Annotated in this window: 21 protein-coding genes and 1 riboswitch; of the genes, 5 read left to right on the top strand and 16 right to left on the bottom strand. The window is 55.1% G+C overall.

Annotated features, from left to right (window positions below; genetic code table 11):
- Window positions 1-186, bottom strand: a 186-nt coding sequence (locus tag E1757_RS29975) for a transposase (RefSeq protein ID WP_484217467.1), incomplete at its 3' end; no start/stop codon positions are given.
- 241 nt (window positions 187-427) lie between these two features.
- Between E1757_RS29975 and E1757_RS29970 the strand changes: the two genes are divergently transcribed.
- Window positions 428-847, top strand: coding sequence for an APC family permease (locus E1757_RS29970; protein WP_133235201.1), 420 nt, complete (start codon window positions 428-430; stop codon window positions 845-847).
- 165 nt (window positions 848-1012) lie between these two features.
- Here the strand turns inward: E1757_RS29970 and E1757_RS29965 are convergent, their stop codons facing one another.
- The 4 genes from E1757_RS29965 to E1757_RS29950 form a co-directional block, all read right to left on the bottom strand.
- Entirely contained in the window at window positions 1013-3004 is a 1992-nt protein-coding gene (locus E1757_RS29965; RefSeq protein WP_133235199.1) for an allophanate hydrolase, read from the bottom strand.
- A gap of 24 nt (window positions 3005-3028) precedes the next feature.
- On the bottom strand, window positions 3029-6736 hold the full coding sequence (gene uca / locus E1757_RS29960) for an urea carboxylase (protein WP_133235197.1): 3708 nt from the start codon (window positions 6734-6736) through the stop codon (window positions 3029-3031).
- A gap of 38 nt (window positions 6737-6774) precedes the next feature.
- Window positions 6775-7425 (bottom strand): urea amidolyase associated protein UAAP2, encoded by a 651-nt coding sequence (locus E1757_RS29955; RefSeq protein WP_133235195.1) that lies wholly within the window; start codon window positions 7423-7425, stop codon window positions 6775-6777.
- Between the two features lie 90 nt (window positions 7426-7515).
- Window positions 7516-8235, bottom strand: a complete 720-nt coding sequence (locus E1757_RS29950; RefSeq protein WP_133235193.1) for an urea amidolyase associated protein UAAP1 — start codon at window positions 8233-8235, stop codon at window positions 7516-7518.
- Between the two features lie 132 nt (window positions 8236-8367).
- Window positions 8368-8528: riboswitch (guanidine-I (ykkC/yxkD leader) on the bottom strand.
- A gap of 289 nt (window positions 8529-8817) precedes the next feature.
- Between E1757_RS29950 and E1757_RS29945 the strand changes: the two genes are divergently transcribed.
- Together E1757_RS29945 and E1757_RS29940 are read left to right on the top strand one after the other, a co-directional pair.
- Window positions 8818-9576, top strand: coding sequence for a phytanoyl-CoA dioxygenase family protein (locus E1757_RS29945; protein ID WP_133235191.1), 759 nt, complete (start codon window positions 8818-8820; stop codon window positions 9574-9576).
- 52 nt (window positions 9577-9628) lie between these two features.
- Window positions 9629-10456, top strand: coding sequence for a helix-turn-helix domain-containing protein (locus E1757_RS29940; RefSeq protein ID WP_133235189.1), 828 nt, complete (start codon window positions 9629-9631; stop codon window positions 10454-10456).
- A 281-nt stretch (window positions 10457-10737) separates the two neighbouring features.
- Here the strand turns inward: E1757_RS29940 and E1757_RS29935 are convergent, their stop codons facing one another.
- The 9 genes from E1757_RS29935 to E1757_RS29900 all read right to left on the bottom strand — a co-directional run bounded on the left by E1757_RS29935 (window position 10738) and on the right by E1757_RS29900 (window position 19053).
- Complete coding sequence (locus E1757_RS29935) at window positions 10738-11565, bottom strand: carbohydrate ABC transporter permease (protein WP_133235187.1); 828 nt, start codon at window positions 11563-11565, stop codon at window positions 10738-10740.
- Window positions 11566-11581: 16 nt separating this feature from the next.
- Window positions 11582-12463: a carbohydrate ABC transporter permease gene (locus E1757_RS29930; RefSeq protein WP_133235185.1), complete on the bottom strand. Its 882-nt coding sequence runs from the start codon at window positions 12461-12463 to the stop codon at window positions 11582-11584.
- Window positions 12464-12569: 106 nt separating this feature from the next.
- Window positions 12570-13931: an ABC transporter substrate-binding protein gene (locus E1757_RS29925; RefSeq protein WP_133235183.1), complete on the bottom strand. Its 1362-nt coding sequence runs from the start codon at window positions 13929-13931 to the stop codon at window positions 12570-12572.
- Window positions 13932-14394: 463 nt separating this feature from the next.
- A complete protein-coding gene (locus tag E1757_RS29920) occupies window positions 14395-14841 on the bottom strand; it encodes a DUF1579 family protein (protein WP_246079639.1) in 447 nt (148 codons plus the stop codon).
- 132 nt (window positions 14842-14973) lie between these two features.
- The gene (gene pfkB, locus E1757_RS29915) at window positions 14974-15915 is read right to left on the bottom strand and encodes a 1-phosphofructokinase (RefSeq protein ID WP_133235179.1); all 942 of its coding nucleotides are present in this window, start codon (window positions 15913-15915) and stop codon (window positions 14974-14976) included.
- A gap of 54 nt (window positions 15916-15969) precedes the next feature.
- Window positions 15970-16830 (bottom strand): class II fructose-1,6-bisphosphate aldolase, encoded by an 861-nt coding sequence (gene fba / locus E1757_RS29910; protein ID WP_133235177.1) that lies wholly within the window; start codon window positions 16828-16830, stop codon window positions 15970-15972.
- Between the two features lie 23 nt (window positions 16831-16853).
- Window positions 16854-17915 carry an SIS domain-containing protein gene (locus E1757_RS29905; RefSeq protein ID WP_133235175.1) on the bottom strand — a complete coding sequence of 354 codons (1062 nt, stop codon included), beginning with the start codon at window positions 17913-17915 and terminating at the stop codon, window positions 16854-16856.
- Between the two features lie 164 nt (window positions 17916-18079).
- Window positions 18080-18253 (bottom strand): hypothetical protein, encoded by a 174-nt coding sequence (locus tag E1757_RS36035; protein ID WP_165972357.1) that lies wholly within the window; start codon window positions 18251-18253, stop codon window positions 18080-18082.
- The gene (locus tag E1757_RS29900; protein ID WP_133235173.1) at window positions 18250-19053 is read right to left on the bottom strand and encodes a DeoR/GlpR family DNA-binding transcription regulator; all 804 of its coding nucleotides are present in this window, start codon (window positions 19051-19053) and stop codon (window positions 18250-18252) included. Before E1757_RS29900 ends, E1757_RS36035 begins: the two co-directional genes overlap by 4 nt.
- Window positions 19054-19352: 299 nt before the next feature.
- Between E1757_RS29900 and E1757_RS29895 the strand changes: the two genes are divergently transcribed.
- Complete coding sequence (locus tag E1757_RS29895) at window positions 19353-19778, top strand: MarR family winged helix-turn-helix transcriptional regulator (RefSeq protein ID WP_133235171.1); 426 nt, start codon at window positions 19353-19355, stop codon at window positions 19776-19778.
- A 51-nt stretch (window positions 19779-19829) separates the two neighbouring features.
- A complete protein-coding gene (locus E1757_RS29890) occupies window positions 19830-21104 on the top strand; it encodes an MFS transporter (protein ID WP_133235169.1) in 1275 nt (424 codons plus the stop codon).
- A gap of 318 nt (window positions 21105-21422) precedes the next feature.
- Here E1757_RS29890 and E1757_RS29885 read toward each other — a convergent pair whose 3' ends face one another.
- Window positions 21423-22673, bottom strand: a complete 1251-nt coding sequence (locus E1757_RS29885; protein WP_133235167.1) for an efflux RND transporter periplasmic adaptor subunit — start codon at window positions 22671-22673, stop codon at window positions 21423-21425.
- Window positions 22674-22723: 50 nt separating this feature from the next.
- Complete coding sequence (locus tag E1757_RS29880) at window positions 22724-25837, bottom strand: efflux RND transporter permease subunit (protein WP_133235165.1); 3114 nt, start codon at window positions 25835-25837, stop codon at window positions 22724-22726.
- Between the last annotated feature and the right edge of the window lie 54 nt (window positions 25838-25891).

Here is a 25891-nt window from a genome sequence, read left to right as displayed (position 1 = left end):
GAACATGCGGATCGGATCGATCGCATTGCGACCGTTGTCTAAACAGTATTTATCTTTCAATTCATCGTATATGAAAGTAAAGTCCACCAGATCGTTGATTTGGCGCAACATATTGTCCTTTGGCACGACGATGTCATATAACCCTGCATATGGACTTAAAACCATTGATTGTTGTTGCCGAATCATTCGATCACCCGCTCTTCATGATGCTTTAATTATAAGCGAAAAGAGGCACAGCCTGCTCAATTTTCTTGAGGGACTGTACCTCTTATAGATGATGCGGACTTTTTCAGTGGCCTACTGTTATTGCCGGGAGGCTTTTTGTTCGCATCCGCTCCGATTTTAGGACGTTAATTTAAGTTCGACGGCCGCCGCCGGCACCATCGCAATAAGCGATTCCGGGCTGCCGAAGCGGATTTTCGGCTCATTGCACACCCGGTTTCACACGCCGGTCATTAACATTATTATCATCAGCGCGTTTTCCATGCTCGCATTGGCGGTCAGTCTGGAAACGGCCGTCAAATTTGTCAGCTTCGGTGCATTGATCGCTTTTATCTTTGTCAACTTATGTGTCATCGCGCAGCGCTACATCAGAGACAAACAGCGTTCGCTGCCGCAAACGATCGTTTACCTCATCTTTCCGCTGACCGGAGCCGGTTTCATCGGGTGGCTCCTGTCGCTGCTCGATAAAAATGCTTTATTCGTCGGACTGCTGTGGCTTCTGTTCGGAATGGCGTATCATTATTGTAAAAAGCTTACACATAAGTCGGCCACCATGGAAGCATCCCGCAAAATCGTGTCGGGTTCCCCGCTCGGAATGAGCAAAATCAATAATGTGGAATCGTAATTCCTCTTACCCGGAGCGCCAAGGCATAGGTTGCCGGATGCCGGTCCCCGGCCGGCGCTTTCGGGTTCATCCCCTCCCCTATTCTTATTCCCAATTTACCAGTCATGCAAAAAAAGCCAAATAAGCAGCCCCGCGCAGGAGGCTGCTTTCAACTTTTATAAGAAATTACAAGTACCGCCAACCGCCTGAGGCTGTCACATCCTCCGCGCCTTCGACCGCATAAGCTTCGCAGACGAAGCCCGGAACTTCCGAACCGTCCGCCAGCTCGACTTTACCGATGCCCAGCGGAGCGGGAATGGATGCGGCGAACGAACCGAACGTCTCAAGCGGCATCTCCCACACCTCCAGCGCAATCGCCGCCCCGCCTGTCGGCCGCTTGATCAGGCCCGGCTTTGCCGGCACGGTCGGCAGCCTCACCAGCTGATAACGGGCCGCCGTCGTCGTTTCGCGGACAAATACGGCGCCGCTCGCCATCATCTGCTTCTCCAGCGGATAGCCCCGCATATGGAGCCCGCATACGGCAACTAATGTCGTTGCCTTCGGGACCGGGACAGTCACCGCCACAGGCGGGTCGCCGGCTGCCGGCACGGCTTCCGCGGCAGTGCCATCGGTATGCTTGTCGCTAACTGCCAGACCCGCTTCCACGGCGGCGTCCACGGCTTGCCTGCCGCTAGTTGTCGGGCCGGCTTCCTTGACAGCGCCGTCAGCCAGCTTGCCGCTAACAGCCTGCGCCGCAAGCCCGGCGGCCGCCGCTTGCTTCACGGAAGCCCCGGTGACGCCCGTTTCCGAGAACGCCCCGGCTGCGGCCGCACCATGCGTGAAAGCATCGGCTGCGCCGCAGATCAAGCTCTCGTTCTCCGCGAGCGCGAACAACGTAATGCCGAACGGCGTATCGGGCGCCGCATCGCCGGCCGGGACGGCCACCGCGCACAGATCGAGCAGGTTGCAATGGTTCGTATAGCGCCCCATATCGCTATTGGCGCCGATCGGATTGGCCCGCACCTGGTCGCGGGTCCACGTTCCGCCTGCCGTAGGCATGATCAGCACGGCGTCCTTCAGCAGCTTTCTCGCCTCCAGCTTGAACGCCTGCAGCTTATGCTGGGCCCGGAATACGGAAGCCGCGTCGTACTCTGCCGCCGATCCTGTGCGCAGCACCTGCTCCGTCACAGGGAAGGCCGCAGCCGGATGAGCTTCGATGAAGCTGCCCAAGGCCGCCCAACGTTCAGCCACCAATGGGCCGCCGTATAAAATGGCCGCAGCCTCCGCAAATATCGAATAGTCGATATATGAAATATCGATATTCAAGCTTTCTGCGCGTTCGACGGCAGCCTGCCATGCGGCACGGTATTCATCCGCATATGGACCGAAAAATGAAAGCGGCGCGTTCGGCAAACATATTTTCACAGGCAGCGCCGGCGCAGGCTGCGGCAAGCTTCTGGACCACGGGTCCGTATCGCGGGCGCCGCGGACGGCGCTGTCGACGACGAGCGCCTCCTCCAGGCTGTGCGTGAACACGGTCACGCAATCGAGACTCGCGCAGGCCGGCACGACGCCTTCGGTCGGCCAGGCGCCAAGGCTCGGCTTGTAGCCGACAAGCCGGTTCAGCGCCGCCGGCACGCGGCCCGAGCCGGCCGTATCCGTGCCCAGCGCGAATACGGCATGACCGCGCGCCACAGCTGCGGCGGAGCCCGAGCTGGAGCCGCCGCTTATAAGCTCCGGCCGCAAAGCGTTATGCGTTTCGCCGTATGGACTTCTCGTCCCGACAAGCCCGGTCGCGAACTGGTCGAGATTCGTTTTGCCCAGCGGAATGGCGCCTGCGGCGACGAGCCGGTCGACCACGGCGGCATGCGCTTCCGGCGTATATGCATATTCCTCGCAGCCCGCGGTTGTAGGAACTCCGGCCAAATCGATATTGTCCTTGATGGCGAACGGGATGCCCCACAAGGGAAAGCCCTCCGGATCGAGGCTGCTCAGACGCTCCAAATAAGGCCCCGCCCGTTCCAACGTCGGCGGTGTAATCCAAATACTCATCTCGCGGTCTTCATGTGCGCGGCGAATCAGCTGCTCGACGACGTCCTCGGGCGTCGCCATGCCTTCCGCATATAGATTGCGAAGCCCTTGCAGGGTCAGTATCCTTGGAAGCTCGACTGTTTTCATAATAAGAAGCACCTCTCCTTCGGCTTAATTCATAATGCTTGCGATCAGCTGTCCGGCGTGCACCTCGTCACCCGGATTTACGTACACATTCGAGACGATGCCGTCGCATGGCGCCTGCTGCGGAAATTCCATTTTCATACTTTCCTCGATAATGAGCGTCTCGCCTTTTTTAACCTGCTGCCCCGGCGCAACGAGCACCTTCCATACGCTCCCCGGCATCGTGCAGCGCACGGCGGCAGCGCCCTCGGGCAGCTCTTCCTCCTCGGAGCTTTTCGCCGATTCGTTTTCCGAAACGTACTCCGCCAGCCCGAGCGTTTTCCAGCTTTCCCGCTCCGCCATGAACGCGGCCTGCTGCCGCTTGCGGAAAACGTCCGCGCTTTCCTCAATCGACGTCAAAAACGATAAATATTCGCCCAAATCGAATGTCGTCTCCGTAATATCCGCTTCAAACCGTCCACGCAAAAAATCTTCGCGCATGCGCAACAGCTCATCCGCTTCCACCGGGTAAAACCGGATTTGATCGAAGAAGCGGAGCAGCCACGGCCTGCCTTCTTCAAAGCTCTCCGTACTGCGCAGCCGGTTCCACATTTGAATGGTACGGCCGACAAACTGATAGCCGCCCGGGCCCTCCATTCCGTAGACACACATATAGGCGCCGCCGATGCCCACCGCATTTTCTGGCGTCCAGGTCCGAGCCGGGTTATATTTGGTCGTCACTAGCCGGTGGCGCGGATCGATCGGCGTCGCCACCGGCGCTCCCAGGTAAACGTCGCCAAGGCCCATGACCAAATAATTGGCGTCAAACACGATGCGTTTCACGTCCTCCTCGCTATCGAGTCCGTTGATGCGCCGAATAAATTCGATATTGCTCGGACACCAGGGCGCATCGGGACGCACCGTCTTTTGATACCGCTGAATAGCCAGCTGCGCGGCCGGATCGTCCCAGGAGAGCGGCAGCCGCACAATCCGCGACGGAACCCGGATCGATTCAAGCGGAGGCAGCCGACTGTCCAGCTCCAACACGCGACGGCAGGCTTCCTCGATTGTAATGCGCGAACGGTCAAGATGAATTTGCAGCGAGCGGATGCCCGGCGTCAAATCCAGCACCGCGATTTTGCCGCTGTCCTTGATCGCCTGCATCAGCGCGTGCACCTGGAAGCGGAGCAGCAGATCGAGCTCCATGCTGCCGTATTCCACAAGCAGATTTTCATCCCCGGCGCAGCGGATCGCAATCGGGAACCGGCGGCCGCGCTCTTCGTCGGCCAGCAGCGGGTATTCCGGCGTCAGCCCGCGTCCGGCGTTCGGCTCGGCCGAGGAGAAGCCTGGCTCATCGGTCCGGGGAGCAGCAACCCGGGATTCGTCAGCCAAGGCCTCAGCAATCCGGGAATCGCCAATCAGGGGCACACTCGCCGCCAATCCGCTGCGCATGCCTTGGCCGATGGCGGCGAGCCGCTCCTCCTGAGCCGCTCTCAGAACATCCGCTTCCTGCAGCGTCAACAATCGGAAGCGGATCGAATCGCCCGGATGCAGCTGGCCGATTTTCCAAAACTCGGCGGAAGCTGTCGTCACCGGGCATACGAAACCGCCAAGACTGGGCCCATCAGGTCCGAGCAAAATCGGCATGTCGCCGGTCAAATCCAGCGTTCCGACCGCATACGCATTATCGTGAATATTGGACGGATGCAAGCCCGCTTCGCCGCCGTCCTCGCGCGTCCATAACGGCGCGGGGCCGATAAGGCGAACGCCGGTACGCGAGCTGTTGAAATGCACCTCCCATTTCGTCTCCGTCAGCTGCCGCAAATAATCCGGCCGCAAAAATTCCTCCGTGCAGTGCGGACCGGGAATAACGCCGATCGTCCACTCGCGGGACAAAGCCGGCCGGTCCGGTATTGCCAGTTCGCCCGCCACAGCCGGCTCGCGGACCGTTTTACAAACGCCCAGCACATCGCCGACCCGCAAGGCGCGACCGCCGTGGCCGCCGAAGCCGCCCAGCGTAAAGGTCGAGGCGCTGCCGAGAATATGCGGCATATCGAATCCGCCCGCCACCAGCAGATAGGCGCGCATGCCCGCCTGCGTTTCGCCGAAGCTTAACACTTGTCCGCGAAGCGCCCTGACCGGCATATAAAGCGGGACAGAATTTCCGTCCAGCTCGGCCCGCATATCCGCTCCGGTCAAACAAAACCACATATCGCTGCGGAACTTGTAAATGCCGCCGCGCAGAGTCAATTCGAGGCCGCTCGCGCCGTCGTCGTTGCCGAGCAGCTTGTTGCCGATGCGGAAGGAATACGGGTCCATCGGTCCGCATGGCGGGACGCCCACGTCCCAGTGGCCGGTACGTCCGGGCCAATCCTGAACCGTCGTCTGTACGCCCCCGTCCACGACCTCCAGCGCATGCTCCGCAGGCGCGAAGCCGTTCAGCAGCTGCGTAAATACATCTCCTTGCCGGAAGTCCTCCTCCAACAGCAGCGCCTGCACATATTGCAAATTGGTCGTAATGCCGTACATCCTCGTTTGTTCCAGCGCTTCGACCAATTTGCCGATTGCATCCGCCCGATTTTCGCCGCGGACAATAATTTTCGCCAGCATTGGGTCGTACAGCGTCGTAACGGTAATGCCGTCGCGGACCCACGTCTCGTTTCTCGCCAGCTCCGAAAAAACGGCGCGGTCCAACTGTCCTGCGCTCGGGCGGAAGTTTTGCAGACAGTCCTCGGCATAAATCCGCGCTTGAATGCTGTGACCCGACGGCCGCTTGACCAGCGACTGCAAATGCTTCAGCTCGCCCGCCGCCTCCCGGATCATCCATTCGACCAGGTCGATGCCCAGCACTTCTTCGGTCACGCCATGCTCGACCTGAAGCCTCGTATTCACTTCCAGGAAATAAAACCGGCAAGTCCCGGGATCATACAAAAATTCTACGGTGCCGGCGCTGCGGTAGCCTGCCTCGGCGGCGAGCCGTTTGGCGGATTCCAGCATCTCCGTCCGTACGGTCTCCGACAGGTTCGGCGCCGGACTTTCTTCGATCACCTTCTGATTTCGCCGTTGTATGGAGCAATCGCGCTCGCCGAGCGTAACGACCTCGCCGTAGCCGTTGCCGAATATTTGCACCTCGACATGGCGCGCTCTGGCAATATATTTTTCCAAAAACATGCCGCCGTTTTTAAAATTCGTTTCGGCCAAATGGCGAACGCTCTCGTAAGCGGAACGCAGCATTTCTTCGCTATCGCAAACGCGCATGCCGATACCGCCTCCGCCCGCCGTGCTTTTCAAAATAACCGGATAGCCGATATCGCGCGCCTCATTCAGTGCCTCCTCCAGCTCCGTAATAAGCGAGGTTCCCGGCAGCATCGGCACGCCGGCACGCTCGGCAATTTCTCTGGCCGAATGCTTGAGGCCGAACATTTCCATCTGCTCCGGCGTCGGGCCGATAAATACGATACCGCGGTCCCTGCAGGCGCGCGCGAAGTCCGCATTTTCACTCAGGAAGCCGTAGCCGGGATGAATCGCCTGCGCCCCAGTCTCCACCGCCGTCCGTAAAATCAGCTCCGCGTTCAAATAGCTTTCCTTGGCCGGGCCATCGCCGATCAACACCGCCTCATCCGCCTGATCAACATGCAGACTGTCCTGGTCGGCTTGCGTATATACTGCGACGGAGGCTATGCCCATTTTGCGCAGCGTGCGCTCAATCCGGACCGCGATGGCGCCGCGGTTGGCGATCAATACTTTAGTAAACATAGCGATTCCCCTTTTTATGAAGTCAATGTCGTATAAGATTAATGATTCCAGATCAAAAGCTTGATCGGCGTCGGGTTGTAGGCGTTGCAAGGGTTATTCAGCTGCGGGCAGTTGCTGATCAACACCATCGTGCGGCACAACGATTGCAGCTCCACATAGCAGCCCGGCGCGGATACGCCGTCGGCGAATTCCAGCCCGCCCTCCGGCGTGACCGGCACATTCATAAAAAAGTTGATGTTCGGGGCCAAATCCCGTTTTGTATAGCGGCCGTCATATTGAGACATCTGCAGCATGAACGTGTCGCGGCAGCTGTGCATCGGCAGCTTGTCATGCGAGTAGCGAACGGTATTGCTCTGGGCCGAGCAGGCTCCGCCTAGCGTATCATGGCGTCCGCAAGTATCGGCGACGATTTTGAGCAGCTCTTTGCCCGATTCGGAGCGGAGCACCGAGCCTGCCGTCAAGTAAATATTGGCTTGACCTGCTATCGTGGCGACCGCACTGTAATGTTCGTCCGGATGGTCCGCATCAAAAAACAGCGTATCTGCCGCCTGATTGCCTTCCAGATCGACAATCCGCAGCACTTGACCCGGCTGCAGCTCATTCATCCAGCCGTCTCCGGCGGGAATAATCCCGTTATATATGGCGTCCTCTTCGTTTCGCACGCTTTCCACTCTGTTGAATATTGCCATGTAATGATTCCTCCCTTTAATTATCGCTCTGCGTTTCAACTTTGTTATCGTCAGCGGAATGTCGTCTGTAAGTCCGGTTAACAATGCCTTCTATATGCCAAGCAGCGTATAATATTCCCAAGTGTTCTCGAACGCCCGACGATTTTCAGGCCGGAAATTCACACAATAGTCGTCTGATTGCATCGGTTCCGCAGACAGTATTTCAACCTTGACGGGAACCGACGGATAATCGCCGGACGGGTCGAGCGGATTCGGCGTATTGGATAGCAAGAGCAGCACACCCATCTCCGTGCGCAGCGTTACGGCCGCCCCCCTTTTGCAGTGATCCTGCTGAAAATGCATGTCGCCAAGCGCGTCGCAATATACTTTAGCGAACAGATTGACGACCGGGACCAGATCCCGCTTGCCGAGTCCGTTCCGGACCAGCTCGACCTCGAAATTTTCCTGACCGCAGCGCAGCCAATCATTCCGCAGCTCCTGATATCGCGTTACCCCGTATTTGGCATCAGTCTCCGCCCGGTTCGTGTACCCGCTGATCGTATCGTGCCACCCGAGTCCGTCCTCCACGATGCTGGCCAGCACCCGGCCGTTATCGCTCATCATCACATGGCCTTTCGTCAAATACGACGTATGCTGCGCCTTCAGCGTATCAGGCATGTTGTAGCGCTCCGTTAAATCTTTGGCATTGTACATTAGCATCGAAACATTCGCTCCGTCGCCCTGTGCCGTCAAACGAAGCAGCTTGCCGCGGCCTATCGAGCCCGACCATTTTCCTCCGGGGTTTAATGTCATGTTCCAAATCGTATTCATCCTGCTAACCTCCCGATTATTTAATCATGTCAGCTTTCCTTCACATCGTAGAACGCGGTCTTCCGCCGATTTAACTCTTGACCTTACTTTTGGGGGAACCCCCGAAAAAAATAAAGCCTGGGAGATACAATGATCTCCCAGGCTTTTATCCTTCCGTGTTATACGGGCTTCGCCGAATGCCGCCGCAGCGCCTCCCGTACACTATCTCTTGGACCAGACTTGACTGCGCAGCCGCTTGCGACGCTTACTCGCGCCTCCCCGCCGCCGCCAACGGAACCCTAGACAGTTTGCCGTTCCCAACCTCTTTCCTCGGGAACCTTTATGAAGTTGCATAGAAACCTAACGCATATTGGTAGTATAGTGTACAAAAATAATAATTGTCAATATGTTTGTTAGGTTTTATGACATTGACGATTGTTAGTTTACAGCTGTGCGCCATTCGGGCATAAGCGCCTGTCCGAATTATCAATTGCGGATACAAATTAATGAGCACCGGTGCATTTTATTCCCTCTGATTGTCTAATAAAATATAGCTGTGAACCCATATTCCATATCAGTTTGATACTATAAGGAGGCTTATTTATGAGCATTCAGGTCCAATCTGAAAGATTAAACCCGCTTACACCGGAGCAAATCAGGTGCTATCGGGAGGACGGCTATCTTGTTATTAAAAAGGGCTGCAGCGACGACCTGATCGACGCTTTCAATTCGCACATTCACAGCATCCGCTCCTCCGATTCGATGCCGGACTGGGCCAAGCCGCGAAAAGGCGGCAGTGCGGTTGACGACAAGGACCGTTATTCCGTCCGGCTGTTCAATCCGCATCTGCATGACGGCTTCTCGCTGCAAATGATGAAGCTGCCCGTCGTTCGCGGCGCGCTGGCGCAGCTGCTTGGCGATGAGGCTGCCGGCGTACAGAGCATGTATTTCTACAAGGAGCCCGGCTCGCCCGGACAGGCCGCCCATCAGGATTATTATTACATCAAAAACGACCCGAATACGCTGACCGCCGCCTGGGTAGCGATGGAGTACACCAATGAGGACAACGGCTGCCTGTATGTCATTCCCGGTACCCATAAGCTTGGCGTACTGCCCCATGGAGCGGTAAAAAACTTGCAGGAGCACGAAGCGTGGACTCATGAGGTCGAGGACATCGACTTAAGCATGGAAATACCGGTGGTGATGGAGAAAGGGGACATTTTGTTTTTCGATAGCAATCTGATCCATTCCTCGACCCGCAACCGTTCCGAGCGCTGGAGGCGCTCCTACGTATGTCACTATATCCGTCACGACTCAACGATCGAAAGGGATGATTTAAAAAAGAAAATCTCTCTTATATAATGGGAATAAACGATACGGGACGGCGAATGCGCCCGGGAGGGATGAATGCTCGATGGACGATCAATTCAAGACGGACGCTGCTCCGCCTTCTTTCGTTGTTACATCCGCATATGCGGGAACCGTCGTATACGGTCCGGGCGGCAAGTTCGGCCCGCGGATTCAGCCCGACCTGCAGCTTGTCCTCGTCCATACCGGGTCCATGACGGTCGAAATTGACGGCATTTCCCATACCGTCCCTTCCGAGCATATCGCGCTGCTGAAACCGGGCCATGAGGAGCATTTTTACTTCAGTGAAAAGCGGGAAACGTGGCACCGCTGGATCGCGGTAGCCGCCGAGCCGCTCGAACCCGACGCAGAAGCTTATTTCAATTCGCTTCCGCTTTATATCCCTTTGACCCGGCGGATGAATCAGCTGACGGATATGATGCAGTCGCTGCAAAACGACGGATGCGACCGGAAGGACGGCGTCGTCAAAGCTTTGGGGCAATCCGCGGTCTGGATGTACATCAACGAATATTTGCAGATGGGCCTGAACCGCCGGAAGCATCCGGCCATACTGGCGGCGCTCGATCATATTCACGAGCGCTACGGTGACGATCTTGGCCTGAGCGATTTATCCCGCATCACCGGCAAAACGCCGGAGCATCTGATCCGGCTGTTTCACCGCGACGAAGGTATGACGCCGATTCAATATTTATGGAAATACCGGGTAAAGAAGGGGCTGGAGCTGCTGCGCAGCACCGGGCTCAATATCGGGGAAATCGCCGAGCAGGCCGGTTTTAAAACGTCGTACCATTTTGCCCGGACCATTAAACGCCATACCGGCTTAACGCCGAGCGACATTCGCAAGGAGCATTACAACAAGCCGGTTACGTCCTGAAGGTCATGTAGCCGGATGTTGACGGGCTCGGTACAAGGATAACGGCTACACCGTCTTAAGGGGACGTGCGCGTTTGACAAGATTGTGCAAAGCAAAGTATAAAACTTATACTTTCCTTACAACTAACAAAGACAAAGCCTGAGGCTGCGCCTCAGGCTATTTCGTTATGTTTGCATGCGCCAGGCTGGATCGGAGAGGAACGACGGCTGGAGTGACTGCTCGAACAGATATATCTCTTAACTGTACGCCAGCTGCCGTCCGCCGCTTCGGCCTGCCGGCGTTCAGCCTTTTACAGCGCCTGCGGCAACCCCGCTTATAAAATATTTACGCCCGACGACGCTCAGCAACACAAGTACGGGAACCGCCATCAGGAATGCGCCCGTAATCGGCGTCGCATAGTCTTCCTTGTAAGGATTGTTCATCGTCGAAATGCCGACCGAAAGCGTCATTTTATGTTCGGATACCAAAAAAATGAGCGGACTCAAATAATCGTTCCAGGCGTTCATGAAGTTCAGCAGCCCGACAATACCGATGCCGCTCATCGAGAGAGGCACCGCGATCCGGAGAAACGTGCCCCATTCCGAGCTGCCGTCGACGCGCGCGCTTTCGTACAGCTCCTTCGGAATCGCCGTCATCACCTGGCGGCACAGAAATATGTTCATCGCCGAAACGGCGCCGGGCAAAATAAGCGGCATGAACGTATCGAGCCAGCCCCACTGCTTGAACATAATGAAGCTCGGAACGAGCGTCATTTGCGATGGAATCAGAATGGTCGCAATTACGACCGTGAACAGCGCCTGTTTCCCCTTAAACTCGTATCTCGAAAATCCGTAGGCGACCAAAGCGTTGCACACCATGGCCAGGATGGAAACCGATACAGCAATAAAGACGCCGTTAAAAAATTGTGTCCAGAACGGAATCTTCTCAAACAACAGCGTAAAGTTCGACAAAGTCGGCCGGAGCGGAATCGGATTCAACGGCGAGGCGACAATATCGTCATAGCTTTTAAACGACGTCCCGATCATAAAAAGGAAGGGGAGGCTGAACAAAAGGCTCAACACCGTCAAAGCCGCATATACGACCGCCCGGTGGATTCGGTTCGCAGTCATTGCAAGTAGTCCCCCCTTACTTTTTTTCTTGAAACAGTCTGATTTGGATCATGCCGACGAACAGTAAAATTAGCGTAAATACGTAGCCGAGCGCGGACGAATAGCCAAAGTTTTGCAGGCGGAACGCCTGCTGGTACAAATACATCGTCGGGAACAGCAGCGACTGCTCGGGCCCGGATTGTCCCGGGCCGGCAAGCACAAACGGTTCCGCAAACATCGTGAACGATCCGATAATGGCCTGGAACACGATGAAGGTCATGATCGGTCTCAGCAGCGGAAGCGTCACATACCATAGCCTTTGCAGCGGATTGGCCCCGTCGATTCTCGCCGCCTCCGACAGCTCCTGCGGAATATTTTGCAAACCGGCCAAAAAGTATAAAATATTAATGCCCAAATACCGCCATGTCAATAAAAGGATGAGCGCCGGGATCGTCCATTTCGGGTTTTCCAGCCAGGCGATCGGATCGATTCCGAGCAAGCCGATGATTTGGTTCAAAATGCCGAACGACCTGTTGAAAATAAGGCCGAAAATGATCGCGACCGCAACGGCCGACGTAATGTTCGGAGTAAAAAAGAACGTCGCAAACCAACCCTTCTTTTTTTCGATAAAGGGTTGGTTGATCAGCAAGGCAACGCCGAGGGCAATCGGCAAAATGATGAAAACGCTGCCGCCGGTCGCCTTCAAACCGTTCCACATCGATTTCCAAAAGACGTCGTCCTGTATGACAAGCGAATAATTTTTAAGACCGGCGAAGGTCAATTTGCCGATCCCTCGATATAGGCTGAGCCAGAAACCGTAAACGATCGGATACAGCTGGAATACGGCGAAATGAACGAAAAACGGGCAAATAAACAAAAATGGCGCCAGCTTGATCCACGCTGATGATTTAATCCGCATCGGATTCTCCTTTCGAAAATGTCAGGCTGCACTTATGCCGCCGCCTTCAAAGCCCGATCTCGGCCGTACTGCAAGGCGGCGCAAATCGTATGACACGATCAGCGCGTCAGCTTGCGGCTTCGTTTTTCTTGATCAGCTGCTTCAGCTCATCGTCCACCTTTTGCAGAAACTGCTCCGGCGTCAGCTTGCCGTCTGCGTACTCGAACTTGTATTTATCCCATGCATCGGTAAACAAGGGGCGCCACCATGCCTGATTCTGATTCGGAGCGACCGCTACCAGCTTGCCGTACAGCTCGCCCAAATCCTGGCCGCCGAAATATTTCGTATATTTGCTTTGCTCATGCAGTCCCTTTTCATTGACGGAGGTGAGCAGCGCAGGAAACAGATTCACGATCTGGAACCGTTTCACCGAATTGGCCGGTGTCAATTGGGCCAGCTTCATGAACTCCCAAGCCAAATCTTTATTTTTCGAAAATTTCGAGATCATAAGCCCCGTCCCTCCCCAAACGGTTGTCGGAACCGACTTCGGCCCGCCCAGCGGCATCGGCAGCGCCGCCCATTTGCCTTCCAGCTCCGGCGCGTTGTCGGCCAGCAGGTTAACCCACCAGTCCGGACCGAAGGCCGCTATGTAATCGCCCTTTTTAAAATGCTCCCAATACGCGGGGCCGTCGTAGTAGTTTTTGTCCATAACGCCGTCCTTCTTCCAGTTGTACATCCGCTTCAAGGCTGTCTGGCCCTCCGGCGAATTAAAGCCGGGCTGGCCGTCCTTCGTTACGATGTCCCCGCCCTCCTGCTTGATAAACAGCTCGAAATACGTCTGGTCGCCGCCGGTTTTCGTTGTGGAGTTTCCGGGAAAAATATATTTTTTATCGCCGACCAATTTCTTCGCCTGCTCGGTAAATTGATCCCACGTTTTTAGCTCAGCCACATTAATTCCCGCTTTGTCGAACAAATCTTTACGGTAATACAGAGCGGATGCGGTTGCGGCATGCTCGATTCCGTATTGCTTGTCGCCGATCGTATAAAGAGCCTGCCTGCCTTTGGACATCGCTTCCGTCAAGTTGTCTTGTTTCAAATAATCATTCAGTGGAACAAACGGGATATCCCCGCGAATAAATTTCGGAAATTGACCCTGCTCGATATCGATAAGATCCGGAGCGCCGTCCCCGCCCGATTTGGATATGACCAGGTATTTGTCCACCAGCGCTGTACCCTCCATCAAATTGATCTCGACGTTCACATCCGGCTGCTTCGTCTTAAACTCCTCTTTGACCGCCTCAAAAAAACGTTTGTGCGGCTCGGCAAACACCCATAACGTCAGTTTCTTCCCAGCAGCATTCCCCGGAGCCGTCTGCTCCGCTTTCTTACCGCCTTCCGCTGCCGGTTCCGGATCGCCGACATTGGGCGTGCAGGCTGTCAGTCCTATCGTTAACGCGATACATGCAGATGCCGCTGACCATTTTTTCATCACTAAACATTCCTTTCGTAGTTTGGTTTCATCATAAATTTGTCTGCAATCAAAATATAATGTATGCGTTTACAATTGGGAATGCACGAAAGTTGATTTTTTTGTGTCTATAATTGATTTATTAGAATGCGCCGAAATTGAAAGGGGGAAACATTCGCTTGCGCGGCAATGTCTTCAATCCACATCGGCTTAAGCAGACTTTGCGGACAGTTCCGCAACATGTTCGTTTTACACCTGCTCCTTTTTCAGGAAACCCGAACAGTGGATCATATTGTCCCGATCCGGCACCGGAAGGACTGATGTGGAAAGGAAGGCAAGCGTAAAATAGTCCCCTCCTGTTCATCAGGAGGGGACTATTTTATGCTTACGTACTCTGAACAATGGATATGTCGCAATTCGTTGATCGGTCAATACCGTGCGTTTTTCATTGATTGATTTTGGGCAGCGTTGAATATGGAGCCGTTTAGTATTTCGTCAGCACAATATCCATCCACTTTTTCCACTCGGCACCGTCTCCCGCAAGTTCCCAAACCCCCGCCAAGGTTCGTCCGTCTTCCCCGAAACTTCCCCGGAAACGTTCGGTTGATCCGATTATGGTCCAATCCCGTTCGTGCAGCTGCGCCTTGTAGTTTGCGACGACCCCGCGATTGTCGTATGATGTCGTCACATACATGTCATCGTCTTCGTGAAAGCCGATGATTTCGATTGCTTTCACTTCGTCTTCACCCATGAGGCCGTTCACATGGTGGATAAGGAAATACCCCCCTGGAAGCCACTCGTAAGTATCGTCGGCATCCAATCTCACTTCCGCTCCCGTCGGCAACACGATCGTGCCTTTCGTTTTCCACTTGCCGATGAACGGCTGCAGACGTTCCATCGCTAATTGGGCGGTCAACCGTTTGTCATCCATTCGCATCTTCCTTTCCATCAGGGTAGCTCCAGAATAACATGCTTCCGAATATCGCGTTTCTTCTCGCTTGCGATTTTATTTATTCGTTATTCTCTTCAACTTCCGGGAAAGGCTGCTTTGCTGCGGCAAAATTTACTGTAAACGTTCAACCGCGACCTGCGTCAGCAGCTCACGGACTTGCTCCGGATTGACGTATCCGGCCTTCTCGTTCAAAGCGTTGGCGCTTCCGGCCGCAGTCGCCAGGCGCAGCGCCTCCTCGATCGGCAGGTCTTCGGCCATGCAGACCGCCATTCCGGCGATAAACGCATCGCCGCAGCCGACCGTGTTGACCGCCTCGATCCGCGGGGCGTACGTACGGTAATAAGCGCCGCCATAATAGGTCAGGCTGCCGTCCGCGCCGAGCGAAACCGTAATGCAGGCTGCGCTCATCCGTTCCGGAGATAATGAGGCCAGCTGTTCGGCAATATCCGCGGGGCTTTGTCCGATCGGCCTGCCGATAAGCTGTGCGAGCTCCGCCTCGTTCGGCTTGATCAGCTGCGGGGCGGCTTCGGCTCCGCGCAGCAGCGCTTCGCCGCTTGTGTCCAGAAACACGGCCGCGCCTTCCCGCTTCGCCAGGCCGATAAGCTCGGCGTAGAAGCCCGCAGGCACTCCGGCGGGCAGACTGCCGGACAGGCAAACGACGCGCGACTGCGCGGCGAGCCGCCTCAGCTTGACGGTCAACCGCTCCATGGCTTCCGCGTCAACGACCGGACCGGGCTCCAACAGCTCCGTGGAGCTTCCATCCGATTCATCGATAATGTTCAGGCATATTCGCGATTCGCCTTCAATCTCGATGAAATCATGGCGAAGTCCCTGGCGGTCCAGCTCCTGCCGGATGAAGCGGCCGTTATGGCCGCCGATAAAACCTGCAGCCTGGACCTCGTGGCCAAGCTGATGCGCCACGCGCGCCACGTTGATGCCCTTTCCACCGGGCTCTGCGAATACCCGGCGGACGCGCATGACGCTCTCCGGGGACAACCGGGGCACATAATAGGTTTTGTCTATCGCCGCGTTAAGCGTAACCGTTGTGATCACTGCTTTTCCCCCCATACATGATGCAAGCCGAAAATTCGAGCCGCTTCCAACCGGTTAATGCCGGGCACGGCCTATGCAGCCGCATAGCCGCATCTTTTCGATCGCTGCTTCACGCAGCGCCCGTTTGGCCGGGATCATATACTTCCGCGGATCGTTTTCCTCAGGATTTGCCGCAAACACGGCTTTGATCGCATCCGAAAACACAATCCGCAATTCGGTAGCCACATTCATTTTGGCCATGCCGAGCGAAACGCAGCGTCTGACCTGCGCCTCCGGAATGCCGGAGCCGCCGTGCAGCACCAGGGGTACGTCCACCTTGGCCGCAATCCGTTCGATCCGGTCAAAATCAATCTTCGGCTCGCCTTTATAAATACCGTGGGCCGTACCGATGGCCGGCGCGAGCGTATCCACGCCGGTCCGTTCGACAAACCGGGCGCAATCGTCCGGATCGGCCATCAGCGCCTCATGCTCGGCGACGACGATCTCGTCCTCCACGCCGCCGACTTTTCCAAGCTCGGCTTCCACATTGACGCCGGCCGCTTTGGCGATTTCCGCCACTTTGGCCGTTTGTCTGACATTGTCTTCAAACGGATGGTGGGAGGCGTCGATCATGACCGAGGTATAGCCGGCGCGGATGCATTGCACGATCAGCTCGAAATCCGAGCAATGATCGAGATGGAGCGCGATCGGAACGGATGCGCGGTTCGCCGCTACACCCGCCGCCGCGGCGATATAATCGGCTCCGAGATGCTTGACCGTACCTACGGTGGACTGCAAAATAATCGGAGCTTCCGCTTCCTCGGCCGCTTCCACGACGCCTTGAAGCATTTCCAGCGTATGCACGTTGAAGGCGACAACCGCATAGCCATGCCGCCGCGCCTGCCGCAGCATGGAGGTTGATGAAACAAGTGGCATAACGACAGCTCCTTTGCTTACGATCAGATTTTCACAACCTGGGTCAAATTGCGCGGCGAATCGGGATCGACTCCCTTGGCCAGCGCCGTATAATAGCCAAGATACTGCAGCCCGGGCAAATACAGGACAGCCCGGGCTTCATCGGACAGCTGTCTGCCGCCGACTTCAAAAACGCCATTGGCGAAAGCGGTATCGTCTCCCGCTTCGGCCGTAACGATCAGCACATAGGCTCCGTACTGCTGCATTTCCTGAGCGACCTTCAATTCATAAGCCCGCGCCTGCTCGGACAGCAGCACGCATACGAGCGTGCCCGGCTCGACAACGGATTTCGGGCCGTGCCGGAACTCCAGCGTACCGTAGCTTTCCGTCCACACGTAGGACATTTCTTTAATTTTCAGGCAAGCTTCCTGGGCGATGCCAAAATAGGCTCCCATCCCAAGGTAAATGTATTTGTTCAGCTTCTCCGACTGTACTAAGCCTTGGATGAACGCATCCGCACGCTGCACCACATCGCTGTCGGCCGCAACGACCGCTTCAAGGTCCGCCTGGTGCTGCAATGCATGTGCCGAGGCGGATGCGATTGCCGCCTGCATCATCCAGGTCATGCTGCTGAACGATTTGGTCATGACCGTGCTTTCTTCTTTCCCGAGCGGCGAAACGAGACATTCCGCCAGCCGTGCCATCGTGCTTTGCTCGTAGCACGTAATGCCGCAAATCGTATATCCGCTTAGGTTTTGCACGGATTCAAGCGCCAATACGACCTCCGTCGATTCTCCGGAGCGCGAAACTCCGACGACCAAATAATTGCGGTTTAAGGCGGTATGCTGCCCGCGGAACAAATAAAGCTCGGAGGAAGGCAGCGCCAAAGCGCTTTTTCCCAGCCATTTGCGGTAGGTGGCGGCCATCGTTTGCGCCTGGTAATAAGAGGAGCCCGAGCCGATAAAAATGACCTCGTCAAACCGCCCCGACTTCAAATAGCGGTCGACCCAATCGCTCTGCTGCTTCAGCTGCAGGGCGGCGGCCGCTAGCGCAGCCGGTTGGGCGGCAATTTCGACATACGTTTTGCTGCCTGATGCTGATGACATAGAATAACCTCCATATAAAAAGATGATGGTTTCAATCATTTAAAACCAGATAACAAAATCATAACCCGAATAAATGATTATTTCAATCATTATTTTGACTGTTTCGATCTTTTTTTATGCAAGCAACCACGCCTGCAGCTTCGCCTCCCACGACGTAGGCGGCGTCAAGCCGAGCGAATGGCAATGACGGCGGCCGTATCGAGCGGTCCGAGCCCGGCGGGCACCTGCGCACCGGGCGCGATGCCCGGTCCGGCACAGTACCAAAAAATCGTCCGGTCCAGCGGATGATCGCTGCCGTGATCGGTTGAGACAGCTCCGCCGCCGGAGCCGTTAGTCACGTACGCTCTTCCCCCGCCAGATGCAGCTCCATGCCCTGCTTCCGCATCCGCTCCAGCAGCGGCTGATTATGCGCGCCTTCATTCGTGATGCAGCCGTGCAGCGACGACAGCGGCGCAATCGGGAACAACGACGTTTTCCCCAGCTTCGTATAATCGAATACGGCGTACGTCTGCAGGGAGCGCCGCATCATGAGCCTGGCGATTTCCGCCTCCAGCTCGGAATAGGTCGTCACCCCCCGCTCCGCGGCGATACCGTCGATGCCCATAAACATTTTGTTGATGTTGATGCTTTCCAGCACCTTCTCCGCCAACGGACCGCACAGCTCGTAGCTTTTGCGGCGCATCACGCCGCCTGTCAGCAGCACCTGAACCCCGTCGCAATCGGCCAGCTCCATCGCGATATTGACCGCATTGGTTACGACCGTTATACCCTCGAATTCTTTCAACGCCCGTGCGATCAAATACGTCGTCGTGCCGCCCGTCAAGCCGATGCTGTCCCCTTCCTCGACCAGTGACGCCGCCTTCATGGCAACCGCTTCTTTTTCGTACAAGAGCAGCTCTTTTTTCTCGATAAACGACTGCTCGCCTCCCATCATCGACGGATCCAGCAGAGCGCCGCCCAAATTGCGGATGAGCGCTCCTTTTTTCTCCAGCAGGTCCAGATCGCGCCGCGCCGTAGCCTCCGAGCAATCGAACAGCTCGACGATTTCCTGAATCGAAAGCTTTCCTTGCCGCTTTAACGTATTGACAATAAGCTGGCGGCGTCTTTCCCCCTTGGACAGTCCTGTATCTTGCTCCATCAAAAGCCACATCCTTTTCGTCCGACAGTCTCGTTTCCGTCCCTGGTTTTATTGTATAAAATCACAACGATCGGTTCAATCATAAGCAATCGTAAAACGATCATTTTTTTGCATGAATGTTTCATTTTGGCCATTTACCTGATCCATGGACCGCTAGCGATCTGCTAAATTTTTACCTCCCCTAATTCATTCAACGAGGGGCAGTTATGCTTTATTAATTGCGGGAAAAAATGGTTGACAGTGCGGCTGGCACGTTTTATATTTGTTGTACATACAAAATAAAGGACGGAGGCTATCACATGGATGAGAGCTTTTTGCATAACTGCTTATTTTTCACGGCAAACCGCTTAGGCCGCGCGATTACGAAAATGGCCGAGGAAGAATTCGCCATGACCGGATTAACGCCGATGTACGGTTACTTGATCCGTCTTGTCATTGGAACACCCGGCATTGCGCAAAAGGATTTGTCTGAAAAGCTGTCCGTCACGCCGTCCACGCTTACCCGTTTCATTGATAAATTGGAAAACCGGCAGCTGGTGAAGCGTGAAGTTCAAGGGAAGACGGTGCTCGTCTATCCGACGGACAAGGGAAAAGAATTGGAGCAATCGATTCGCCGCGCATCGAAAAATTTGCATGACCGCTATCAGGCTATTCTCGGAGTCGATGCTTCCGACAGGCTCACCGTGCTGCTTGAAACGACCAGCGAACAGCTGGAGAAAAAATAATTTTAAGATTTCTATTGTATGTACAAACAAAATTGATTGGAGAGAACGCGCATGAATGCGAACAGCAGCACGTCGTCACGTTTTTATTACGGATGGGTGGTCGTTCTTATTACGTTTGTTACACTGCTTGTATCCGCGGGAGTCCGTTCCATGCCGAGCATTCTGATGGTCCCGTTTGAACGCGAATTCGGCTGGAGCCGCGGAGGGATTTCCCATGTTATCTCGATCGGCATTTTCTTGTACGGATTAATGGGGCCTTTCTCCGCCGCCATTCTGCAAAAGTTCGGGATTCGCAAAGTCGTCGTCGCCTCGCTTGCGGTATTGGCCGTCAGTATGCTCCTTACGCCCATGATGACTGCATTATGGCAGTTTGAGCTGCTGTGGGGGCTTGTTTCCGGGCTCGCGACGGGCATGATGGCGAATGTGCTCGGCGTAACCGTCAGCAATCAATGGTTCGTCGAACGGAAAGGACTGGTGGTAGGATTGCTTACTGCCAGCGCGGCCACAGGTCAGCTGCTGTTTCTGCCTATGCTGGCGAAAATTACGACGGATGCGGGCTGGAGGTATTCGATTTATACCGCGGTCGCCATCATTGTTATCGTGCTGTTCGCGGTGGCGATCTGGATGCGCAACCATCCGTATGATGTCGGCTTGGCGCCATACGGGACGAAAGAGGTTGTACGGCCTGCCGCATTTACGGGGAACATCTTCACCGCGCCGCTGATTGCCCTTCGTTCCTCGCTGAAGAGCACCACCTTCTGGTTGTTGGCCGGCACATTCTTTTTCTGCGGCTTTTCCACGAACGGTCTGATCGGCACCCATCTCATCGCCGCCTGCGGCGATTACGGAATTGTCGAGGTCATGGCTGCCGGATTGCTGGCTTTTATGGGACTGTTTGATCTTGTCGGCACGACCCTTTCGGGCTGGCTCTCCGACCGGTTCGACAACCGCTGGCTGCTGTTCTGGTATTACGGGCTTCGCGGGCTTTCGCTGCTGTTCCTGCCTTTTGCGCTTGAGGCAACTCCGATGATGCTCATTATTTTTTCCGTGTTTTACGGTCTGGACTGGATCGCAACGGTTCCGCCCACCGTCAAGCTCGCCGCCCAACAATTCGGAAAAGAAAAGTCGGGGATGATATTCGGTTGGGTTGTCGTGGCTCATCAAGCCGGCGCTTCCACCGCCGCTTACGGAGCGGGCGTTCTCAGGGAAACGCTCGGAAGCTATACGGTTCCGTTCATTGCGGCAGGATTCGTATGCTTGTTCGCCGCCCTGATGGCGATCCGGATAGCCAAGGCCGGCGCTGCCGTGCAGCAGGTCCAGGCATAAAGCCAGCCTTTGGGGCTTGGTTGGGCCGAATCAGTCGATTCGCCATAGCATCTTCCTCATATCCGGATAGGATCGAACGCGTTCTATCTTTGTATTACACATTGCGCTCGCCGAATCTTTTGTCGAAAAATGACAACTTTTTTTATCGATATAAGTCATAATGTGCAGCAAATCGGCATATGAGGAATCCGATCGCTCGATGTCGAAGCCGTTGGACGGGCTTATCCGAAAAAACTGCAAAAAAAAGAAGAAGCCGCGGCATACGCCTGCGGCCCTTCTGTCCGTGCAGCTTTTCTCTCCTCTTCAGAAGCGGCACGCTTATTGCGCCAGCTGTACCTTCTCTTTATCTCTCAATTGATGCTGCCCGGAGGTGATGAGCTGCTCGCCCTCTTTCACGCCGCTCAGCACTTCCTGATACGTTTCGTTTAACCGGCCGAGCACGATCTTCCGTTTTTCCACGGTATCGCCCGTCAATATAAACGCGTACGTCTCTCCGCCTTCCCTGACGACGCTTAGCGTCGGAACGGTTACGACGATCTGATCCTGATCCCCCGTCAGCAGCACCTGAGCCTTCATGCCCGGCTTCAGCTTGCGGTCCGGATTCGGCACCTCCAGCTCCAACGAATATGACTTCGACTGGGCGCTCACGACGTCGGCCAAATAGCTGATTTTCCCATTCAATTTCTCGGTCGAGCCGGAGACGTAAAAAGACAGCTCCTGCTTGCCACGTACCAGTTTCGCCGCCTCCTCCGTCAGCTCCGCTTTAATTTTGATCGGATCGAGCTGCTGAATTTGTGCGGCGCGGGAGCCCGCCGATAGCGTCATGCCGACTTCAATCGGCAGGTCCGTCAGCACGCCGCTTACGCTGGCCTTGACGTCCATATGCTCCAGCGTCCGGTCCGCTTCGCGGATCGATACCTGGGAGCTTTGCAGGCCCTGCTCCAGCTGCGACAACGAATTCGTCGTCTCCAGCGTCTTCAGCTTGCTGCGGCTGCTCTCCAGATCTAGCCGCTGATTGTTCAGCTGCGTCCCCGCCTGTTCCAGCTGCGTTTTCGTGACGAGACCCTGATCATAGTCATTGCGCAGCTTGTTGTAGCTTTTTTCCGCTTCCTTGATGGCCGATTCCAGCTTGGCGATGCCGTTCTGCAGCTCCTGCTTGCTGTCCGCCAAATCCTGGCGCGCTTTGGATAGCTGCTGCTGGGTGCCCGAAATATTGATTTGAGCTTTTTCTTTCGAAATCAGCACATCGGTCGGATCCATCTTGAAAATGATGTCTCCTTTTTCTACCATATCACCGCGCTTCTTCAATATCTCCTGTACGTCGCCGCTGACCTTGACCGGTACGTCCAGCTGAATGGAAGATACGATATCGGCCACCTGCTCCAACGGCTCGCTTATTTTTTTCTTTTCGATTTTCGATACTTTTACCTGTTTCAGCTGCGCCTCGCCGGCTTGTGCCGGCTCCGCTTTAGGGGCCGACGAACAACCGGCCATAAGTGCCGCGCTAAGCACGATCGCGCCCGCTGCCTTCACGCCTTTGGATGCCATATTTGCCATATACGGTTTCATTGGATTATTCTCCTTTTACCTGTTGAAGTCTCTATTCGCCGCTCCAAACGTTAATTCACGGGATTCGCCGTTTTGCCGCCCGGTGTTACAGCCTTTTTATGAAGGAGCCGGGATATCCGTACCTTCATCCGCTCGATAATTTCGTAAACGACCGGCACAACAACCAGCGTCAGCACAGTCGATGTGATCAGACCGCCGATAACGACGACCGCCAGACCTTTGGAGATCAGCGAGCCTTCGGAAAAGCCAAGCCCCAGAGGCAGCAGCGACAACACGGTAGCGCCGGCTGTCATGATGATCGGACGCAGCCTTGTCATGCCCGCTTTCATTAAAGCTTCTCTGACTTCCACGCCGTCGTTGCGAAGCTGCTGCACCCGGTCGATCAAGACGATCGCGTTCGTTACCACAACCCCGATCAGCATCAGGAACCCGATCAGCGACGTAATATTGATCGACTCTCTCGCCACGAGCAATCCGAGAAATCCGCCGATGGCGGCAAGCGGCAAGGAGAACAAAATAACGAAAGGCGCGCTTGCATTGCCGAAAGCGATAACCATAACCAGATAAACAATGAAGATTGCAGCGCCCATCGCGACCACCATTTGGCCGAAGCTTTCCTGAATGTCTTCATTGACGCCCTGCACCTGCGTCCGGATGCCGCCCGGGATTTCGACGCTCTTCAACGCTTCGGTTACCTTGGTGCTCACTCCGCCTTTATCCTTGCTGTCGATTTTGGCGGTAACTTTCACGTATTGCTCCTGCATTTCGCGGGTAATGGCCGCCGGAGCTTCCACCTGCCGTATTTTTGCAATATCGTTCAAGGCGACCACGGCGCCGGTTGACGTCGTCATGTTAATGCGCCCCAGCTTATCCATGGAGTTTTTGAATTCGTCGTCGACCATGACTTTCGTCGTAAAGGTCACGTTATCGAACTTGATATCGCCGATTGCCGCTTCCGCGAGCCATAGCCGGACGGTTTCCGATATTTGCGCCGACGACAGTCCGTAGACGCGCGCTTTGTTCTGATCGACGCTGACGACAACCTGTATTTTCTTCTCGTTCAAGCTGTCTTTAACATCCTTGAGCTCGGGGAATTCCTTCATCTTCTGCTTCACAAGCTCGGCACCGGCGACCAGCTGGTTCAGATCGTCGCCTTTCAATAAATAAGCGAAATCCTCGGAGGAGCCGCCCATATCGCCGGACAGCAGCGCTCCCGTGACCTCCGATCCTTGCGGAACCATGGTCAGTATAATGTCCTTATATTGTTCTGCCATCGCTTTGGCGTCGGACGCCTTCGAGACGGAGGCGATAATGCTTGCCCGGTACGGAATCCGCTCGCCGCTCGTGCTTTGCATATCGTAGCCGACCATCGACTCAAAATAGTCGAACGCCGGTTGACCGGCAGGATCCTTTGCATCGCGGAACAGTGCCTCGATTTCCTTCACTTTCAAATCCATCGATTCGATCGACGTTTCCTGCGGCAGCTTCATCGTATACTGCACCTGCTTGTTGGACTCGCTATCGGGCATAAACGCGAAAGGCAGAAAAGGAACCGTGCCGCCGATCGAAATAATAAATACCAAGAATGAGACCAAAATCGTTTTTTTCGGATTGTTCAGCGACCAGTTCAAAATTCCTTTGTACTTGCCGGCCATCTTGCCTACATGTTCTTCGTCATGATGCTTGATCTTGTTATTATTCAATACAAGCAGCTTGGCCAGCATCGGAATAACGGTCAATGCGACAATCAGCGAGGACAGCAGCGCCACGACAAGCGTAATCGCAAAAGGACGGAAAATATCGCCCATGATCCCGCCTACAAACGCGATCGGCAAAAATACGCCGGCCGTCGTAATCGTCGACGACGTAATCGCGGAGGCTACCCGTGAGGTCGCCAGCTTGATGACTGATTCATTGCGCTCGCGCGCTTGCTGCAGCTCGCTGTATATATTCTCGATGACAACGATCGAATCGTCCACAACCCGCCCGACGGCGATCGTCAAGCCGCCCAGCGTCATGATGTTCAATGTAATGTTCAGCGAAGCCATTACGCATAGCGTCGTTAAAATGGACAACGGGATCGACACAAGTACGATCAGCGTCATCCGCACATTGCGGAGGAACAGCAGGATCATAACCGACGCGAGAAGCGCCCCCATCATCCCTTCCTTCAGCATACCGTTGATCGACTTTTTCACATCGTTGGCGGCGTTATAGACCGGCGTAAATTGAATATCCGGATATTCCTTTTGCCATGAAGCGAACAATTTGTCGACCGAATCGGCAAACCGCACCGTATTCGAATCCTTGGCTTTAAAAAGCGTGAGGCCGATCGCCGGACTGCTGTTCAGACGGGCGATATATTTCGAATCCGAAATGGCTTCGACCCTGGATATCTCCTTTAGCAGCACCGTATCTCCCTTGGGCGAGGTGATCTTCATATTTTCCAGGTTGTAGATCGTATTCAGATCGCTCTCGATCCGCACCGATTGGGAGCTTCCGTTGAAATCAACCTTGCCGGCGGGACTCGTCGCAAGCGCCGCCTGGATGCTCTGCGATACGAGCGCCGGTGTCAGCCCGTAGCTGTTGATCGCGCTAATGTTCAGCTTCAGCTTCAAGGTCGCTTCCTGCTGTCCGACCGAATCGACATGATCGATTCCGTCCATCGCGCTGAGCGTAGGCTCAATGACATCCTTATAAATCCGGTTCAGCTCTTCCTGATTCATATTGTTGTTGCCGTGTATGGCCGCAAAATAAACCGGGAAGTCGCTGCTGCCGAATTTGGAAACTTTCGGCTCGCTGGCGCCGACAGGAAGCTTGATGTCTTTAATCGCGCTTTCGATGTCGCGCTTCGCATCGTCCGGGCTTCGCCCGTTAACCAGCTCCACGACAATCGAAGAGAAGCTGTCGTTCGAGGTGGACGTAACTTTCTTCATCCCTTCGATCCCGACAATCCGCTTCTCCAGAACCTTCGTCACATTTTCGGTCACATCTTTCGGAGGCGCGGGATAGACCGTGCTGACAAATACGACAGGCAGCGATATATCCGGCATGCTCTCTTGCTTCAGCGTCGATGCGGAGAAGGTGCCGGCAAGGAATAAAATAACGCTGATAATAATAATCGCCGCGGCGTTCTTCAACGAAAAATCAGTAAACTTATTCATCTCTCTACTCCTCCAAACCATGACTCCAGGGGAATTTTCTGTTCGACAGAGGCG

Origin of the sequence: Paenibacillus piri (assembly GCF_004354045.1) — a bacterium.
Taxonomy (GTDB): domain Bacteria; phylum Bacillota; class Bacilli; order Paenibacillales; family NBRC-103111; genus Paenibacillus_S; species Paenibacillus_S piri.
The sequence above is the reverse complement of the archived record's forward strand: the minus strand, read 5'-3'. Positions and strand labels throughout refer to the sequence as shown.

Bases quoted from the DNA above. Each gene is read 5' to 3' on its own strand.
- E1757_RS29965 (WP_133235199.1), bottom strand. From the start codon at position 3,004: ATGAAAACAGTCGAGCTTCCAAGGATACTGACCCTGCAAGGGCTTCGC.
- uca (WP_133235197.1), bottom strand. From the start codon at position 6,736: ATGTTTACTAAAGTATTGATCGCCAACCGCGGCGCCATCGCGGTCCGG.
- E1757_RS29955 (WP_133235195.1), bottom strand. From the start codon at position 7,425: ATGGCAATATTCAACAGAGTGGAAAGCGTGCGAAACGAAGAGGACGCC.
- E1757_RS29950 (WP_133235193.1), bottom strand. From the start codon at position 8,235: ATGAATACGATTTGGAACATGACATTAAACCCCGGAGGAAAATGGTCG.
- E1757_RS29945 (WP_133235191.1), top strand. From the start codon at position 8,818: ATGAGCATTCAGGTCCAATCTGAAAGATTAAACCCGCTTACACCGGAG.
- E1757_RS29940 (WP_133235189.1), top strand. From the start codon at position 9,629: ATGGACGATCAATTCAAGACGGACGCTGCTCCGCCTTCTTTCGTTGTT.
- E1757_RS29935 (WP_133235187.1), bottom strand. From the start codon at position 11,565: ATGACTGCGAACCGAATCCACCGGGCGGTCGTATATGCGGCTTTGACG.
- E1757_RS29930 (WP_133235185.1), bottom strand. From the start codon at position 12,463: ATGCGGATTAAATCATCAGCGTGGATCAAGCTGGCGCCATTTTTGTTT.
- E1757_RS29925 (WP_133235183.1), bottom strand. From the start codon at position 13,931: ATGAAAAAATGGTCAGCGGCATCTGCATGTATCGCGTTAACGATAGGA.
- E1757_RS29920 (WP_246079639.1), bottom strand. From the start codon at position 14,841: ATGGATGACAAACGGTTGACCGCCCAATTAGCGATGGAACGTCTGCAG.
- fba (WP_133235177.1), bottom strand. From the start codon at position 16,830: ATGCCACTTGTTTCATCAACCTCCATGCTGCGGCAGGCGCGGCGGCAT.
- E1757_RS29905 (WP_133235175.1), bottom strand. From the start codon at position 17,915: ATGTCATCAGCATCAGGCAGCAAAACGTATGTCGAAATTGCCGCCCAA.
- E1757_RS29900 (WP_133235173.1), bottom strand. From the start codon at position 19,053: ATGGAGCAAGATACAGGACTGTCCAAGGGGGAAAGACGCCGCCAGCTT.
- E1757_RS29895 (WP_133235171.1), top strand. From the start codon at position 19,353: ATGGATGAGAGCTTTTTGCATAACTGCTTATTTTTCACGGCAAACCGC.
- E1757_RS29890 (WP_133235169.1), top strand. From the start codon at position 19,830: ATGAATGCGAACAGCAGCACGTCGTCACGTTTTTATTACGGATGGGTG.
- E1757_RS29885 (WP_133235167.1), bottom strand. From the start codon at position 22,673: ATGAAACCGTATATGGCAAATATGGCATCCAAAGGCGTGAAGGCAGCG.
- E1757_RS29880 (WP_133235165.1), bottom strand. From the start codon at position 25,837: ATGAATAAGTTTACTGATTTTTCGTTGAAGAACGCCGCGGCGATTATT.